This window comes from Bradyrhizobium huanghuaihaiense (assembly GCF_007830635.1).
In the GTDB taxonomy this organism is placed as follows: Bacteria; Pseudomonadota; Alphaproteobacteria; order Rhizobiales; family Xanthobacteraceae; genus Bradyrhizobium; species Bradyrhizobium huanghuaihaiense.
In genome coordinates this window covers 233299-248678 of record NZ_VLLA01000005.1, presented here as the reverse complement: position 1 = coordinate 248678, position 15380 = coordinate 233299, and the positions used below count along the sequence as shown (strand labels likewise).

The window sequence follows — 15380 nt, the reverse complement described above, 5'->3', positions numbered from 1 at the left end:
GCTTGCATGACTGCCGAACCAGCGTTGCGCTCCCGCGGAGGCAAATGGACTCCGGATCATGCCGACCTGGAGACGCCACCATGAGCCTGATCCTTCGCATTCTGTTCGTTCTCGCCGGAGCCATCACCGCGCTGTTCGTCGCGCGGGATGCGCTCAACTTCACCATCATCCAGACTTTCGTCGCCATTCTGCTCGTGACCGTCGTCCTGCTCGCCGGCAGTCTCTGGAGCCTGCGGCGGAAGACGTGAGCGGCAAGACGAAGGCGCGACCGGCCGGACTGAGCGAGGCCGAGGCGACGGCGCGGCTGAAACAGGACGGCGCCAACGAGTTGCCACGGCCCGAGCGGCGCAGCCCCTTGCGCATCGTCGTGGAGGTGCTGCGCGAGCCGATGCTCCTGCTGCTGCTTGGCGGCGGGGTGATCTACCTCGTGCTCGGCGATCTCAAGGAAGCGCTGATCCTGCTGGCCTTCGGTGCGATGTCCATCGTGATCACGGTGGTGCAGGAGACCCGGACCGAGCGCGTGCTGGACGCCCTGCGCGACCTGACCAGCCCGCGGGCACTCGTGGTGCGGGACGGCACGCGCCGGCGAATCCCGGGCCGTGAGGTCGTGCGCGGCGATCTCCTCGTTCTCGGCGAAGGCGATCGGGTCCCCGCCGATGCCGCGCTCGTGGAGGCGCGCGATCTGCAGATCGACGAGTCCCTGCTGACGGGCGAGTCCGTGCCGGTCCACAAGCAGGCCGCGGACCGGATCGCAACAGCCGATCACCGGCCCGGCGGCGAGGATCAGCCCTTCGTGTATTCCGGCTCGCTCGTCGTGCGTGGCGAGGGGCTGGCGCTGGTCGAGGCGACCGGCCCGCGCAGCGAGATCGGCAAGATCGGACTGTCGCTGCGCGGCCTGCAGGCCGAGCCGCCCCGGCTGCAGCAACAGACCGCAAGGCTGGTGCGGCTCTGCTTCCTTGGCGGCGCAATGGTCAGCCTCGTCGCCGTCGTGCTCTACGGCGTCTTGCGCGGGGACTGGCTGCAGGCGTTGCTTGCAGGCATCGCCATCGGCATGTCGATGCTGCCGGAGGAATTCGGCGTCGTGCTCACGGTCTTCATGGCGATGGGAGCGTGGCGGATCTCGCAAGCCCGCGTGCTGACGCGGCGCGCCGCCGCCATCGAAGTCCTGGGGTCTGCGACCGTCCTGTGCACCGACAAGACCGGAACACTGACGCAGAACCGCATGTCCGTCGCAGAATTGCGGCTGCCCGATGGGGCGCGGATGCGTCCCGCGGCCGGGGAAGATCGCGCCAGGCCGGAATTTGTCGAGCTGGCACGCTGCAGCGCCCTGGCGAGCTCGCCGGAACCGTTCGATCCGATGGAGAAGGCGCTGCACCTGTTCGCGCATGAGGCCTTGCGGGACAGCGATGCCATGGATGGCGAGCGGACGCTCGTGCGCACCTATGGTCTGCGCCCCGAGCTGCTGGCCATGACCCAGGTCTGGTGGAGGGCCGGCCGGGCGAAGCTCCTTGCATGCGCCAAGGGTGCGCCCGAGGCTGTTGCGCGCCTGTGCAGGCTGAACGATGTCGACCAGGAATCGGTGCGGGATGCCGCCAGCGCCATGGCGAAGGACGGGCTTCGGGTGCTGGGCGTCGCCGTTGCCGCCTGCGACGACAGCTCGCTCCCGCAATCACAGCAGGCGTTCGCGTTTCGATTTGTCGGCCTGGTCGGGCTTGCCGATCCGCTGCGGCCCCATGTCCCGGAGGCGGTTCGCGAATGCCGTGAGGCCGGGATTCGCGTCGTCATGATCACGGGCGATTATCCGGCAACGGCCGTTGCGATTGCGAACCAGGCCGGCCTCGACGTCCAGGACGTCATGACCGGCGATCGGGTCGGACTGGCCGATGATCCGGAGCTTGCACAGCGCGTCAGGCATGTGAGCGTGTTCGCGCGGGTCCTGCCGGAACAGAAGCTGCGCATCGTCCAGGCGATGAAGGCCAATGGCGAGATCGTGGCGATGACCGGCGACGGCGTCAATGACGCGCCATCGCTCAAGGCCGCCCACATCGGCATCGCGATGGGCGGGCGCGGGACCGACGTCGCGCGAGAGGCGTCGTCGATCGTGCTGCTCGACGACGATTTCGGCTCGATCGTCTCGGCCATTCGTCTGGGACGCCGCATCTATGACAATCTGCGCAAGGCGATGGCCTTCATCTTCGCCGTACATGTCCCGATCGCGGGGCTTGCGCTGTTGCCGCTGGTGTTCGGGCTGCCGCTGATCTTCAGTCCGGTGCACATTGCGTTTCTCGAGCTGATCATCGACCCCGTGTGCTCGCTGGTGTTCGAGGCCGAACGTGACGAGCGCGATGCGATGACGCGCCCGCCAAGGCGGGCCGATGCCGAGCTGTTCTCGTGGGCCCTGGTCGGCTGGAGTGTTCTGCAGGGCGCGCTCGCCTTCGCCCTGACGGCCGCCATATTCGTCGGCGCGCTTCGCTCCGGCCTTGTCGCCGACGAGGCGAGGGCGCTCGCCTTCGTGACCCTCGTGGTCTGCTTCGTTGCGCTGGTCCTCGTCAACCGGTCCTTCAGCGCGTCGTTCGTGTCGGCCTTCTTCCGGCCCAATCCCGCGCTGGCCTGGATCTTCGCGGCGGTCGCCGCCATTCTCGCCGCTGCGCTGCTCTGGCCGCCGGCCTCCAGCCTGTTCCGCTTCGGTCCGCTGCATGCCGATGATCTCTTGATCACGCTCGGCGCGGGGCTGCTGCTGCTGACGCTGCTCGAAGCGTTGAAGCCGTTGTGGACGCGGCGGCTGCGATTCTAGGTCGCGGCGCCGCAATATGATCGCGGAGACCGGCGATGCATCATCGCCGTTGTCGGTCCGTAATTCATGCAGCTAACGGAAGACACGAGCAAGACGGTGACGCTGTTTCGTTAGAACAGATCCAATCTATATCGATTCCACAGCGCGAACGCCCAAAAATCTTTGATTGTGCATTCGGAGTGTTCGCATGGTCGTCCCCGTAAATTTGGGGACTGGGAATGCTGGAATTTGTGTTTGACGCACGCGCAACGAAGCGCGGGCGCGTGTCGGTCTTGTGCGGTCTTCTCGCACTTCCTCCCGCCATTGCCTTCGGCGGCAGCGCGCAAGCCCAAAGCGCAAGCGGAGCATCGGACATTCCGCCCGTCGTGGTCGAGCAAAGCCGCCCAAGCAAGCGCCAGGTCACGGCGGCGCGCAGCTCGCGATCGGCGAGCACCCAGCGCACGCGATCACGCGCGGCAGGACAGACGCCTCAAGCGGCTTCTCAGTCGGCCACCGCTGTAACGGAACGCGGTACGGATCCGGTGAGGGGTTTTGTACCCGTCGTCAGCTCGGCTGCGATGAAGTCCGACACGCCGATCCTCGAGACGCCTCAATCCGTTTCCGTCGTCAGCCGCGATCAGCTCGATGCCCGCTCGGTCACGACGCTGGTCGAAGGATTGCAGTATGTCGCAGGTCTTGCCATCCAGCCGGGCGGCAAGGACCCGCGCTTCGACAACGTCTTCATCCGCGGCTTCGACAACAACGGCTACGGCGCCTATCGCGACGGGCTTCGCGAGGTTGGCGATCCCGCCTTCTTTTCGCTGTTCCGCAACGAGCCCTACGGCTTCGAACGCATCGACGTCATCAAGGGGCCGAGCTCGGTCATGTACGGGCAGGGCGCTCCGGGCGGTCTTGTCGACGTCATCAGCAAGCGGCCGCCCGATAAGGCCTTCGGCGAAATCGTCGGTCAATTCGGCAATTACGACCGGTTTCAGGGCGCCTTCGATTTCGGCGGGCCCGCGACCAAGGATGGGACGCTCCTTTACAGGTTGACAGGCGTGTTCAGGGATTCCGATGCGCAGATCGCCAACTTCTCCAACTACGTGAAGGACAACCGGACCTATATCGCGCCGGCCGTGACCTGGAAGCCGACCAACGACACGACGCTGACCATTCTCGCCGACTATACCCACGACCTGACCGGAAACGCCTTTCCGCTGTCGATGGCTCATGTGAGCGGCGGGAAGATCACCGGTGTCACGGCGCTGCCGCTGTTCCTTGGCGATCCCAGCTACAACAAATTCGATCAGGAGCAGGAGCGCATCGGCTACCAGTTCGAGCATCGCTTCAGCAACAATCTGATCTTCGAATTGAAGGCCCGCTACGGCCACAGCGAGCTCGACTATCGCTACCTGACGTTCGTCGGAAGTCCGGTCGATACGACCACAGTCTTTGCGCGGCGCGCGGTGCACACGCTGGAGCAGTCCGACTCGCTGTCGACCGACAATCACCTCATCAGCAAGTTCAGCATGGGGCCGCTTCAGCATACGGTGGTCTCCGGCGTCGATTATCTGACGTTCAACATGACGGACCGGACATATTCCGGAGCTGCGCCGCCGCTCAGCAAAATCAATCCGATCTACGACCAGGCCGTCGTCGTTCCGACTACGCTCGTCACCCCCTCGGCGAACCAGGCGATCGATCAGGTGGGCGTCTATGTGCAGGACCAGATGAAGCTCCAGAACTGGATCTTCACATTGGGTGGACGGTATGACGCGTCCGAACAGAACACCTATGCGTTGGTGGCCAACAAAAGCACCGATACGAAGGACTCGGCCTTCAGCAAGCGAGGGGCGGTCTCGTACGTGTTCGATTCCGGAGTGGCGCCCTACTACAGCTACTCCGAATCCTTCCTCCCGACGCCAGGCACGGACTTTGGAGGCAGCCCTTTCAAGCCGACCACGGCACAGCAGCATGAAGTCGGCGTCAAGTACCAGCCGTCGCGGACCCTGCTGATGACGGTGGCACTGTTCGACTTGACGCGGCAGAACTCGCTGACGACTGACCCCGCACATCTCAACTTCAGCACCCAGCTCGGCGAGGTCAATTCGCGCGGCGTCGAGTTCGAGGCGCTAGCGCAGATCGTACCGGGGCTGAACCTCGTGGCGACCTATACCAATATGGACGTGAAGGTGACGCAAACCACCACTGCCGCCGACCTCGGCAAGGTCCCGACGCTGGTGGCCCGCCAGCTCGCATCCGCCTATGTCGACTATACGGTCCAGGGCGGCACCTGGGATGGCTGGGGACTTGGCGGCGGCATTCGCTACAACGGGCCAACCTTTGCCGATACCACCAACACCATCGTCAACGAAGGTTACGTCGTGTTCGATGCCGGCCTGCATTATCGCCAGCCGAAGGGCGTAAACCTGGCGCTGAATGTGAAGAACATCGCCGACCGCGTCACTCTCGCTTGCACGACGAATGGCGGCTGCCAATACACCAGCCCGCGCACCGTCACGGGCACGCTCAGCTATCGCTGGTAGGGCACCATGGTTCAAGCGCGCACGATCCGGCTATGGTCCAGAGTTCACACCTGGACCTCGCTGGTGTGCATGCTGTTCCTGCTGATGCTGTGCGTGACGGGGCTGCCGCTGGTCTTTCACGACGAGATCGACGATCTGCTCGAGGATGAGATCGCGGCGCCCGCGATGCCGGAAGGCACGCCGCGTCTCTCGCTCGACCGGATGATCGCGGCTGCCCAGGCGCGCTTTCCCGGTCAATACGTCCTGCTGCTCAATCTCAAGCAAACCGAGCCGCTGGTGACGGTCGCGGTTTCGCCGACCGCGATCCCGGCTCCGGGAAACTTCCATCGTCTGACGCTCGATGCGCGTACGGCCGATGTACTTGGAGAGGAGGCGCCGCATCAGGGCGTCATGGACATCGTTTTGCGAATTCACAAGGACATGTTCGCAGGGCTCCCCGGCGAACTGTTTCTCGGGGCGATGGGCCTCGTGTTCGCCGTGTCGATCATATCCGGCATCGTGGTCTACTGGCCGTTCATGCGGCGGCTGGATTTCGGCACGATCCGCCGGAGATCGTCGCCTCGCGTCAAATGGCTCGACACCCATAATCTCCTCGGCATCGTCACCGTGACCTGGACGATGGTGGTGGGCCTCACCGGCATGATCAACACGCTGGCGACGCCGCTGTTCGACCTATGGCGGGCGCAGCTCATTCCCGTGTTGCTGGCGCCTCATCTGGGCAAGCCCGTGGCTCCGATCCCTTCGGTTCAGGCCGCGGTCGAGCTCGTCCGGTCAAGATTTCCGGATCGCCTGGTCACCTCGGTGACGATGCCGACGTCGGCGCGCTTCGGCAGCCCGCAGCACCTCGTCGTCTGGACCAAGGGCGCGACGCCCTTCACGGCGCGCATGCTCCAGCCGATGCTGGTCGACGCCAATGACGGCAAGACGATCGTCGCGCCCGAAGTGCCCTGGTATCTGAAGACGCTTCAGGTCTCGCGCCCGCTGCATTTCGGCGACTATGGCGGGCTTCCGCTGAAGATCGTCTGGGCGGTTCTGGACGTGATGACGATCATCGTGCTCGTCAGTGGAATCTATCTCTGGGCGGCGAGGAGATCGTCGGTCCGCGGCAAGCCGCTCGGCGCAGGCCGGACCGAAGCAGTCGGTGTCTAGTCCCATGCTCCCTTCCGTTCCCAAGGCGGACTTTCCGAACCCGGCCCGGCACCACAGAAGTGCCTGGGATGTGTTCCGGGTGCCGCTCCTCGTCGGCCTGGTCTGCGCCGCCGGGCTTGGTCTGGCGCTCGTTGGAGATGGGATCTGGGATGGCCTGTCGTGGCTGGCACTTTCGTTGCCGGTCGCGCTTGCGGCCTTCTACTGGCGCCGCGCAGGTCGCTCGCACTGACCGCGGAACCGGCGAACGGGGCGCTTACGGGTGCCGCTCTTCCGGGCCGCTTTCGACGTCATGCGCCTCGTGCCTGCCACCGAGCATCCGGTGGAGCCAGTGCTCGGTGCGGTTGCCGATGGTGAGGATCAGGAAGGCCAGCGTCAGTGCCGTGCCGACGATCGGCCACTCGCCGACGCCGCAGGCGATGCCGAGGCAGGCGGCGAGGAAGGTGCAGGCGGCACTGGTGAGGCCGCGGACGCGAAACCTTTCGCTTTCGTGGACGATCACGCCGGCACCGAGGAAGCCGATGCCGGTGAGGATGCCCTGGATGACGCGGCTCGCCGCATCGGTGATCTTGCCGGCCTCGGCGAACTGCACGGCCAGCAACACGACGGTGGCGGTCGAGAGCCCGACGATGCCGAGCGTCTTCAGCCCGATCGGCTTGCCGTGCAGGTCACGATTGAGGCCGATGGCGCAGCCTGCGAGCGTGGCGACGCCGAGGCGCAAAAGGATCTCGGGCCAGTCCAGCACGGTCAATGCCCTTCTGTCATTTCTTCGGCAGGCGTCCCATCAGATAGAATTCCTCGTTCGGCCGCATGCCCGTGAAGTTCGCCAGCCGGTTCGACAGCGCGAAGAAGGCGGAGATCGCGGCGATGTCCCAGATGTCATCGTCGCTGAAGCCATGCGGCTCTAGCACGGCGAAATCCTCCTCCGAGACGCGCTGCGCATCGGCGGAGACCTTCATCGCGAAATCGAGCATCGCCTTCTGGCGCGGTGTGATGTCGGCCTTGCGGTAGTTCACCGCGACCTGGTCGGCGATCAGCGGATTCTTGGCGCGGATGCGCAGGATCGCGCCATGCGCGATCACGCAATACTGGCACTGATTGGCGGCCGAGGTCGCCACCACGATCATCTCGCGCTCGGCCTTCGTCAGGCCGCCGTCCTTCTCCATCAGCGCGTCGTGATAGGCGAAGAAGGCGCGGAACTCGTCGGGGCGGTAGGCGAGGGTGAGGAACACGTTCGGCACGAAGCCGCTCTTTTCCTGCACGCCGAGGAGGCGGGTGCGGATGTCCTCGGGGAGCGTGTCGAGAGCGGGAGCGGGGAAGCGTTGCGTGGCGGTCTTTGTCATGTGTTTGGATTCCGGCTTTTAGGCCGGCAACCATAGTCGATGCGGGCGGCGGCCTCAATGTACCGCTCTCGTGCCCCGGACGCAGCGCAGCGCTTCTTCAGCGGTGCGCTGCAGAGCCGGGGCCCAGTGTCTCCTGAGTGTTGAGTTGACGTGGCGTGGGTCCCGGCTCTGCGCAGCAGCGTTTCACGCTGCAGCGCGTCCGGGACACGAGAGCCTTCTACCGCAGCGGCTTCTTCAGCAGCGAGAAGCGATCGGGATCGAGTCCCATCGAGGGCTGCAGCATCGGGGCTTCGAGGCTGGACATCGTCTTCGTGGGCGGGGCCGAGAACACCGGATCGTTCGGCACGTCGCGCTGCGAGGTGGCGCCGCGCCAGCGCTCCAGCACGGCGCCGACGAAATGCATGTCGTGGCCGGACGTGAGGGAGGGAACGCTGCTGATGGTGGCTTCGCCGCGCGGCAATTGGTGCGGCGGCACCTCCTTGAAGCGCAGACGGGTCGGCAGCGCGACGCCTTCGCCGAACGCCAGCACCTCGCGGGTGCCGAGCGAGGGCACGAAGGACAGGAGGTTCGCGGCCGCATCCGACACCGCGGCGCGCAGCAGCGCCTGGTCGCGGTCGTTGGCAAGACGCATCGTGAACAGCGTGTTGCACTGGGAGATGATGGTGGCGTCGAGCTCCGCGGGGCGCTGCGTGATGAGGCCGAGATAGACGCCGTATTTGCGGCCTTCCTTGGCGATGCGCGACACCGCCTTGCGGGTCGGGCCGAAGCCGACATTGCGGTCGGCGGAGGCGTAACGGTGCGCTTCCTCGCAGACGAACAGCATCGGGGAAACGCCGTCGCTCCACAGGCCGAAATCGAACGCCATGCGGCAAAGAACAGACACGACGGAGTCGATGACCTCGGCCGGGAAACCGGCGAGCTGCATCACCGTCATCGGCTTGCCGTTGGCGGGGAGGCGGAACAGATGGCTGATGACCTCGGCCATGGTGTCGCCGCCGACATTGGCGTTGTCGAACATGAAGGCGTAGCGCGGATCGTTGCGCACAGCGTCGATGCGCGAGATCAGCTTGTGGTAGATGATGCGCGAGGAGCGGTTTTCCAGCTTGCCCATGCGCTCGTCGATCAGCGAGATCAGGTCGACCAGGCGGTACGGCACCGGCGTGTCGACGGTGAAGCCGATCTGCTTGGGATCGATGCGCTTCAGGCCGAGGCGATCGGAGTTCTGATACTGGGTGTAGATGCCCTTGGCGAGCGGGATCACTTCCGCAAGGACGTCGAGCTCCTCGGGCACGCCGGCGCGGCCGCCGAACAGCACGTCGACGATTTCCTCGAAGTTGAACAGCCAGAACGGCAGCTTCAGGTTCCGCGGGTTCAGCACCAGCGCGCGGTCGCCGAAGCAGCGGCCATATTCGTTGTGGACGTCGAGCAGGAAGATGCGCAGGTTCGGCCGCGCCTTCAGGATCTCGTTGAGCAGCAGCGAGACGCCGGTCGATTTGCCGACGCCGGTCGAGCCCAGCACGGCGAAATGCTTCGAGAGCATTTCCTCGACGTCGACATAGGCGACGACGGAGCGGTCCTGCTGCAGGAAGCCGACATTGATCTGGTCCGATCCGGTCGGCGCGTAGATCGTGCGCAACTCCTGGCTCGTGATCAGGTCGACCGCATCGCCGATGGTCGGATAATTGGTGACGCCGCGCTGGAATTTGGCCTTGTCGGCGGCGTTGAGGATTTCGCCGAGCAGGTCGACCGAGGCGATGGCGATGTAATTGTCCGTGCTCGACAAATTCTCGCAGGAGACCTCGGTGATCATCGCGACGATGACCGAGCTGGCGCAGCGAATGCTGACGAAGCGGCCGACGGTGGCCCGAACCTCCGAGATCGGCATTTGGCTGGCCGCCAGAAGCCCGACCCGGGCGAGCGAGCCACGTACCGAAATCACGCGTCCAAAGGATGTCACGATGAATGAACCCGGCAAGAGCGAGGAATTTGTTCCAGACTATGCGCGGGCGTCGCTGGACAAACGGTTAAACGCCGGGCGCGCCCGCTCCGTCAAATCCGCGGTAATTCGGTCGGAAGCTTTGTTGCAAATGCATCTTTATGGACGAAATCGCCGAGAAAACGCTGCATTTCCCGGCGGCCGGAGGCGAGGCGACCTTAAGGAAGATTTTACCATTCGGGCAGGCTGCCTCCGGTCGCGCGACGCCCTGCCGGACCCACGGGGCGCCGTTTACAGCGGGGGATGGTGGTTGATTTGTTGACGGGACCTAATCATTTGTACATTAGTACAAATGAAATCGTGCGGCGCCGCGCAGAGACGCGCGTCGTTGTGTCCCGCGTCTCAATCGCGCCGTCGGTCAGGCGGAACGCAGCCACGCCTTACTGGACAAGCCCTGGAGGAAAGCATGCAGCCGGAACCGATCCTCGATCTCGCCCATCTCGGCCACATGGAATTGCTGACGCCGAAGCCCGACGAGAGCCTGAAATTCTTCGTCGACGTGATGGGCATGACCGTCAGCGGCCAGAAGGGTGAGTCCGTCTACTTGCGAGGCTGGGACGATTACGAGCGCTATTCGCTCAAGCTCACGGCGTCAAAGACGTCGGGCATGGAGCACATGGCGCTGCGCGCGCGCAGCCAGCAGGCGCTGGAGCGCCGTGTTGCAGCGCTGATGGGATCCGGCTTCGACATCGGCTGGATCGACGGCGACATGGGGCAGGGGCCGACGTTCCGCTGCCGCGACCCTGACGGCCACATCGTCGAGCTCTATTACGAGACCGAATGGTATCAGGCGCCGCCGGAGCTGAAGCCCGCGCTGAAGAACCAGGCGCAGCGCTTTCCCGCGCGCGGCGTCAATGTCCGCCGCCTCGATCACCTCAACTGCCTCGCCGTCGACATCAAGGCGAACCGCGAGTTCTTCGAAAACTATCTCGGCTGCCGCCTCACCGAGCAGATCGTGCTCAACGATGGCCGCGAGGCGGCGATGTGGCTGACGATGTCGAACAAGAGCTACGACTTTGCTTATTCGCTCGATCATTCCGGCACACCTGGCCGCTTCCACCACGTCACCTATGCGCTCGACAGCCGCGAGGAGATTCTTCGCGCTGCGGATATTTTCCTTGAGAACGGCATCTACATCGAGACCGGTCCGCACAAGCACGCGATCCAGCAGACCTTCTTCCTCTATGTCTACGAGCCCGGCGGCAACCGCGTGGAGGTCGCCAATGCCGGCGCGCGCCTGATCCTCGCGCCCGACTGGAAGCCGATCGTGTGGACGGAAGAGGAGCGCAAGAAGGGCCAGGCCTGGGGATTGAAGACGATCGAGTCGTTCCACACCCACGGCACGCCGCCGGTGGAGGCGAAGAAGCACGCTTGATTGCGCGCTTCTCTTAGTGTGTGGACGATCTCACCCTTGCGATCGTCTCCCGCACGCCGGTCCACGCCGGCTTGTCCGGCGCGAACTGCCGGCGCAGGAAGGTGACGAGCTCCTTGAGCTGTGCGTCGCTCATGCTGTTCCTGAACGCCGGCATGTAGCCGAGATCGCTCGAGACCGGTTCAGTGATGCCGTGCAGGATCACCTGCACGAGATTGTCCGATGTCGCACCGTGCAGATTGCTGTTGAGCGCGAGCGAGGGTCGGCTGCCGAACAGCGGCAGGCCACCGACCTCGTGGCACACGGCGCAGGCGCCTTGATAGAGGCGCGCGCCGGTGGAGGAGGCGACGGTGACCTGCGTCGCGCTTTCCAGCCGTGCTGCAAGCGCGTCCGGCATTTCGGTCGCGGTGTCGTTGAACGAGTTGAGATAGACCGCCATCGCGCGGATGTCCCGGTCGGGCAGGGCCTTGAGGTCCCTGACGATTGGCGCCATCGGGCCGGCGGCGACGCCGTGATAGCGCGAATGGCCGGTGCGCAAATAGGCGTAGAGCTCGTCCTCGTTCCACGGGATCGGCGCGTGCGAGAGCGAGGTTAGTGGCGGTGCTTCCCAGCCCTCGGCAAAGCCACCGGCGAGATAGGCCTTGCGCTGCTCGGCGCCGAGCGCGTTGCGCGGCGAATGGCAGCCGCTGCAATGGCCGAGGCTCTCGACGAGATAGGCGCCGCGATTCCATTGCTCGGACTTGGCGGGATCGGGCTTGAACTCCTGCGTCTGATGGAACAGCGCATTCCAGCCCGCGAGCAGCGGACGGAGATTGAACGGGAAGGCGAGCGTGTTGGCGGGCGCTGTCGCGCGCACCGCGGGCTGGGCCATCAGGTAGGCGTAGAGCGCCTGCAGGTCGGCGTCGCTGGTCCTCGCGAAATGCGTGTAAGGGAAGGCGGGGTAGAGCTGGCGCCCGTCGCGATGCAGGCCATCGCGCATCGCCCGTTCGAAGGCGGGATAGGACCAGGCGCCGATGCCGGTCTCGACATCGGGCGTGATGTTGGTTGAATAGATCGTGCCGAAAGGCGTCTCCAGCGCGCGGCCGCCGGCGCTGGACGCGCCGCTGAGGCTGGTGTGGCACTCCGCGCAATTGCCGAGCGCTGCGAGCTCTTGGCCACGCGCGATCGTCGCGGCGGAATAGACTGAGGCATCGGGCCGCGCGATCGGTGCAATGGCGCGGCCGGGCAGGAGCGCCGCACCGAGGCCGATCGCGGCGGTGCAGACGGCCGCAATCGTCGCGAAGATGCCGGCGCGCTTGGCGAATGGACTTTCCCAGATGCGGGACGTTCGCGAGGCTGGGGGCGCGGGCAGGGCTTGCGGCACCGGCGATGCTTCCCCGTGCAGCCCCTTCAGGATGCGTTCCGGCGTGAATGGCGGCTCGCGAAAGCGAACGCCGGTGGCATCGAAAATCGCGTTCGCAATCGCCGCCGCGCTCGGCACCGAAGCGGACTCACCGACGCCGAGCGGCGGCTGATCCGGCCGCGGCAGCATCAGGACGTCGATCTTGGGCACGTCGGGGAAAGGGATGATCGGATAGGCGCCCCATTCGCGCGCCGCCACCGCGCCGCGCTCGAACGAGACCTCCTCCATCAGCGCGCGGCTGGTCGACTGGATGACATTGCCGTGGATCTGGTGGCGGACGCCGTCCGGATTGATCATCAACCCGGAATCCTGCCCCGCGACGACGCGCGTGACGCTGACGTCGCCGGTGGTCTTGTTCACCGCGACGTCTGTGACCCAGGCCGACCACGCCGCGCCATAGCCTGGAAACTTGCTGTGGACGTAGAGCGCATAGGCAAAGCCGCGCCCGTGCACGACCTCGCCATCCTTGTCCTCGCGAACCGGCCGCGGCGTCCAGCCCGCGCGCTCGGCCACCGCATTGACGAGGTCGACGGCGCGCGGGTCTTTCAGATAGCGCAGGCGATATGCGATGGGATCGACACCGGCCTCGGTCGCGGCCTCGTCGATATAGGATTCATGCGCAAACGTGTTCGGCAACGCCGAGACGCCCCGAAACCAGGAGGCGCGCACGATCGGCGCCATGTCGTGGGCGACGACGCGCATGTGGTCGTAATCGTAAGGCGGGATCGCGGTGCGGTCGCCCATCTGGAGCACGGCGGGATCGGGTGAGATGCGGCCGGTGAGCAGCAGCGCGAGAGTCGGCGCGGCATTGGAGGGATAGCGCGTGGCGAGATCGTAGGCGGCGATGCCGCCGTCGGCATCGAGCCCGCCATTGACGTCGATGAGCTGCGCGGTGCCCTTGGGCTCCCAGGCATGCTCCTGCTCGCGCGTCAATTGCACGCGGACGGGGCGGCCGACCGCGCGCGAGAGCAGCAGCGCGTCGGCGGTGACGTCATCGGCGCAGTTGCGGCCGTAGCAGCCGGCAGCCTCCAGCCTGACGACCTCGATCTCGCTCTCGGGACGCTCGATCAGCAGCGCGAGATCGCTGCGCAGGACGTGCGGGTTCTGCGTGCCGGACCAGACGCGGATGTTGCCGTCCTGAAAATCGGCGACCGCGCATGACGGGCCGATCGAGGCGTGCATCTGATACGGCCAGACGTAAGTGCGCTGCATCGGCCTGGCCGCGCCGGCAATTGCCTTGTCGACCTCGCCCTTGTCGATCAGCGTGCGCGGCGTCGAGGGATTGGCGCGCAGTGCGGTCTCGACATCGGCAAGATCGGTGAGGGAGGGCGTCGGCTTCCAGCTCAGCTTGAGCTGTTCGGCGGCGCGAATCGCGTTCTCCTCGCGCTCGGCAACGACACCGACGAAATCGCCGATGTGGACGACGGCGACGACGCCGGGGATGTCGCGCACCGAGGATTCGTCGACCGCGAGCAGGCTGGTGCCGACGAACGGGCCGGCATCGACACCGGCATAGGGCGGGCGCACCACGCGGCCATGCAGCATGCCCGGTACGCGGATGTCGTGGACGAAGGTCAATTCGCCCGTGGCCTTGGCCGGCACGTCGACACGCGGGACGGAGTGGCCGACGATGGCGTAATCGCCGACAGACTTCACAGCGACGTCGTCTTCGAGCTCGAGCCGGATCTCTTCGCCGGCGATCAGCTCGCCATAGCTGACGCTGCGGTTGTGTCCGCGCACGAGGCCGTCTTCGATCTTGAGGTCGGCGGCCGGTAGCTCCAGCCGTTCGGCCGCGCGTGCGATCAAGAAGTGCCGCGCTTGCGCTGCGGCCTTGCGCAGGGGCACGGCGGTGATCTGGATGGTCTCGCTCGCGATCGTAGCGCCCTGGTTCGGCACCACGGCCGTGTCGCCGAGCACGACGACGACGCGCGCAAAGGAGACATCGAGCTCTTCGGCCACGATCTGGCCCAGCGCAGTGCGGATGCCGGTGCCGAGATCGACATGGCCATTATAGGCGGTGACCGAGCCGTCCGCGGTGATGCGGATGAAGGTCTCGGATGTGACCTCGTCCACGCTGCGGGCGACGACGAGCGAACCCGTTTGCCGCCCAGCTCCGTTCGAAACAGGGGAGTCCATCAATCTGCGGCCTCGGTGAGCTGACCCGATGCGCGCATCACCGCGCGCAGGATCTCGACATGCGTGCCGCAGCGACAGAGATTGTAGCGCAGCGCCGCCAGCGCCTCCTGCTCGGTCGGACTTGGGTTCTGCGCGAGCAGCGCCTTGGTGGTCATGATCATGCCGTTGAGGCAGTAGCCGCATTGCGCGGCCTGCTCGTCGATGAAGGCCTGCTGCACGACATCAGGCTTGTCGCGCGTGCCGAGGCCTTCGAGCGTCACGATGTCGCGGCCGGCGCAGCCGCCGAGCGGAATCACGCAGGAGCGCGCCGCGGCGTCGTCGATCAGGACAGTACAGGTGCCGCATTCGCCGAGACCGCAACCATATTTCGGGCCGTTGAGCGCGAGATCGTTGCGCAGCACATAGAGCAGCGGCGTCTGGCGCTCTGCAGCGACCTCATGGATCCTGCCGTTCACGGTGAGGCGGATCGGTGTCTGCGTCATCCCTGTTCCCAAGCCCAACAAGAGCAGTCGTAAAAATTCTACGTCGCGACGATACCGTTTGTACACAAACGTGCAAGCCGGGCATGCCGCACTGCAGCGCGACTGCCTTCTTTGTGGACAGAGCCGATAGGCAAATGAGGTTTTATGCGGCAGCGGCATCTTTTGCGCTGCACCGCCGCTTGAC

Annotated in this window: 12 protein-coding genes; 7 read left to right on the top strand and 5 right to left on the bottom strand. The window is 65.4% G+C overall.

Features of this window, described 5'->3' with window-relative positions; genetic code table 11:
- Nucleotides 1–80 precede the first annotated feature (80 nt).
- The 5 genes from IQ16_RS45615 to IQ16_RS13850 all read left to right on the top strand — a co-directional run bounded on the left by IQ16_RS45615 (nt 81) and on the right by IQ16_RS13850 (nt 6697).
- Entirely contained in the window at nt 81–248 is a 168-nt protein-coding gene (locus IQ16_RS45615) for a hypothetical protein (RefSeq protein ID WP_018645561.1), read from the top strand.
- Nucleotides 245–2794: an HAD-IC family P-type ATPase gene (locus tag IQ16_RS13865; protein ID WP_018645562.1), complete on the top strand. Its 2550-nt coding sequence runs from the start codon at nt 245–247 to the stop codon at nt 2792–2794. Before IQ16_RS45615 ends, IQ16_RS13865 begins: the two co-directional genes overlap by 4 nt.
- Nucleotides 2795–3351: 557 nt before the next feature.
- The gene (locus IQ16_RS13860; protein ID WP_145831541.1) at nt 3352–5319 is read left to right on the top strand and encodes a TonB-dependent siderophore receptor; all 1968 of its coding nucleotides are present in this window, start codon (nt 3352–3354) and stop codon (nt 5317–5319) included.
- A 6-nt stretch (nt 5320–5325) separates the two neighbouring features.
- On the top strand, nt 5326–6468 hold the full coding sequence (locus IQ16_RS13855; protein ID WP_018645564.1) for a PepSY-associated TM helix domain-containing protein: 1143 nt from the start codon (nt 5326–5328) through the stop codon (nt 6466–6468).
- Between the two features lie 4 nt (nt 6469–6472).
- Nucleotides 6473–6697 (top strand): hypothetical protein, encoded by a 225-nt coding sequence (locus IQ16_RS13850; protein ID WP_080648124.1) that lies wholly within the window; start codon nt 6473–6475, stop codon nt 6695–6697.
- A 24-nt stretch (nt 6698–6721) separates the two neighbouring features.
- On the opposite strand, the gene IQ16_RS13845 is transcribed toward IQ16_RS13850, so the two are convergent.
- The 3 genes from IQ16_RS13845 to IQ16_RS13835 form a co-directional block, all read right to left on the bottom strand.
- Nucleotides 6722–7216, bottom strand: coding sequence for an MgtC/SapB family protein (locus IQ16_RS13845; RefSeq protein ID WP_018645566.1), 495 nt, complete (start codon nt 7214–7216; stop codon nt 6722–6724).
- A gap of 10 nt (nt 7217–7226) precedes the next feature.
- On the bottom strand, nt 7227–7808 hold the full coding sequence (locus IQ16_RS13840; protein ID WP_018645567.1) for a peroxidase-related enzyme: 582 nt from the start codon (nt 7806–7808) through the stop codon (nt 7227–7229).
- Nucleotides 7809–8025: 217 nt separating this feature from the next.
- Nucleotides 8026–9618: an ATP-binding protein gene (locus tag IQ16_RS13835; protein WP_244635677.1), complete on the bottom strand. Its 1593-nt coding sequence runs from the start codon at nt 9616–9618 to the stop codon at nt 8026–8028.
- On the opposite strand from IQ16_RS13835, the gene IQ16_RS46545 reads away from it, so the two are divergent.
- Both IQ16_RS46545 and IQ16_RS13830 read left to right on the top strand, forming a co-directional pair.
- Nucleotides 9611–10066, top strand: a complete 456-nt coding sequence (locus IQ16_RS46545) for a hypothetical protein (protein ID WP_244635675.1) — start codon at nt 9611–9613, stop codon at nt 10064–10066. The two genes, IQ16_RS13835 and IQ16_RS46545, sit on opposite strands and share 8 nt — an antisense overlap.
- 144 nt (nt 10067–10210) lie before the next feature.
- A complete protein-coding gene (locus IQ16_RS13830; RefSeq protein ID WP_018645569.1) occupies nt 10211–11179 on the top strand; it encodes a catechol 2,3-dioxygenase in 969 nt (322 codons plus the stop codon).
- 13 nt (nt 11180–11192) lie between these two features.
- Here IQ16_RS13830 and IQ16_RS13825 read toward each other — a convergent pair whose 3' ends face one another.
- Together IQ16_RS13825 and IQ16_RS13820 are read right to left on the bottom strand one after the other, a co-directional pair.
- Complete coding sequence (locus tag IQ16_RS13825; protein WP_018645571.1) at nt 11193–14714, bottom strand: molybdopterin cofactor-binding domain-containing protein; 3522 nt, start codon at nt 14712–14714, stop codon at nt 11193–11195.
- A complete protein-coding gene (locus IQ16_RS13820) occupies nt 14714–15196 on the bottom strand; it encodes a (2Fe-2S)-binding protein (protein WP_145831523.1) in 483 nt (160 codons plus the stop codon). Before IQ16_RS13820 ends, IQ16_RS13825 begins: the two co-directional genes overlap by 1 nt.
- Nucleotides 15197–15380: the final 184 nt, after the last annotated feature.

Coding starts and splice junctions, on each gene's coding strand:
- IQ16_RS45615 (WP_018645561.1), top strand. CDS start 81: ATGAGCCTGATCCTTCGCATTCTGTTCGTTCTCGCCGGAGCCATCACC.
- IQ16_RS13860 (WP_145831541.1), top strand. CDS start 3,352: ATGAAGTCCGACACGCCGATCCTCGAGACGCCTCAATCCGTTTCCGTC.
- IQ16_RS13855 (WP_018645564.1), top strand. CDS start 5,326: ATGGTTCAAGCGCGCACGATCCGGCTATGGTCCAGAGTTCACACCTGG.
- IQ16_RS13850 (WP_080648124.1), top strand. CDS start 6,473: ATGCTCCCTTCCGTTCCCAAGGCGGACTTTCCGAACCCGGCCCGGCAC.
- IQ16_RS13840 (WP_018645567.1), bottom strand. CDS start 7,808: ATGACAAAGACCGCCACGCAACGCTTCCCCGCTCCCGCTCTCGACACG.
- IQ16_RS13835 (WP_244635677.1), bottom strand. CDS start 9,618: ATGATCACCGAGGTCTCCTGCGAGAATTTGTCGAGCACGGACAATTAC.
- IQ16_RS13830 (WP_018645569.1), top strand. CDS start 10,211: ATGCAGCCGGAACCGATCCTCGATCTCGCCCATCTCGGCCACATGGAA.
- IQ16_RS13825 (WP_018645571.1), bottom strand. CDS start 14,714: ATGGACTCCCCTGTTTCGAACGGAGCTGGGCGGCAAACGGGTTCGCTC.
- IQ16_RS13820 (WP_145831523.1), bottom strand. CDS start 15,196: ATGACGCAGACACCGATCCGCCTCACCGTGAACGGCAGGATCCATGAG.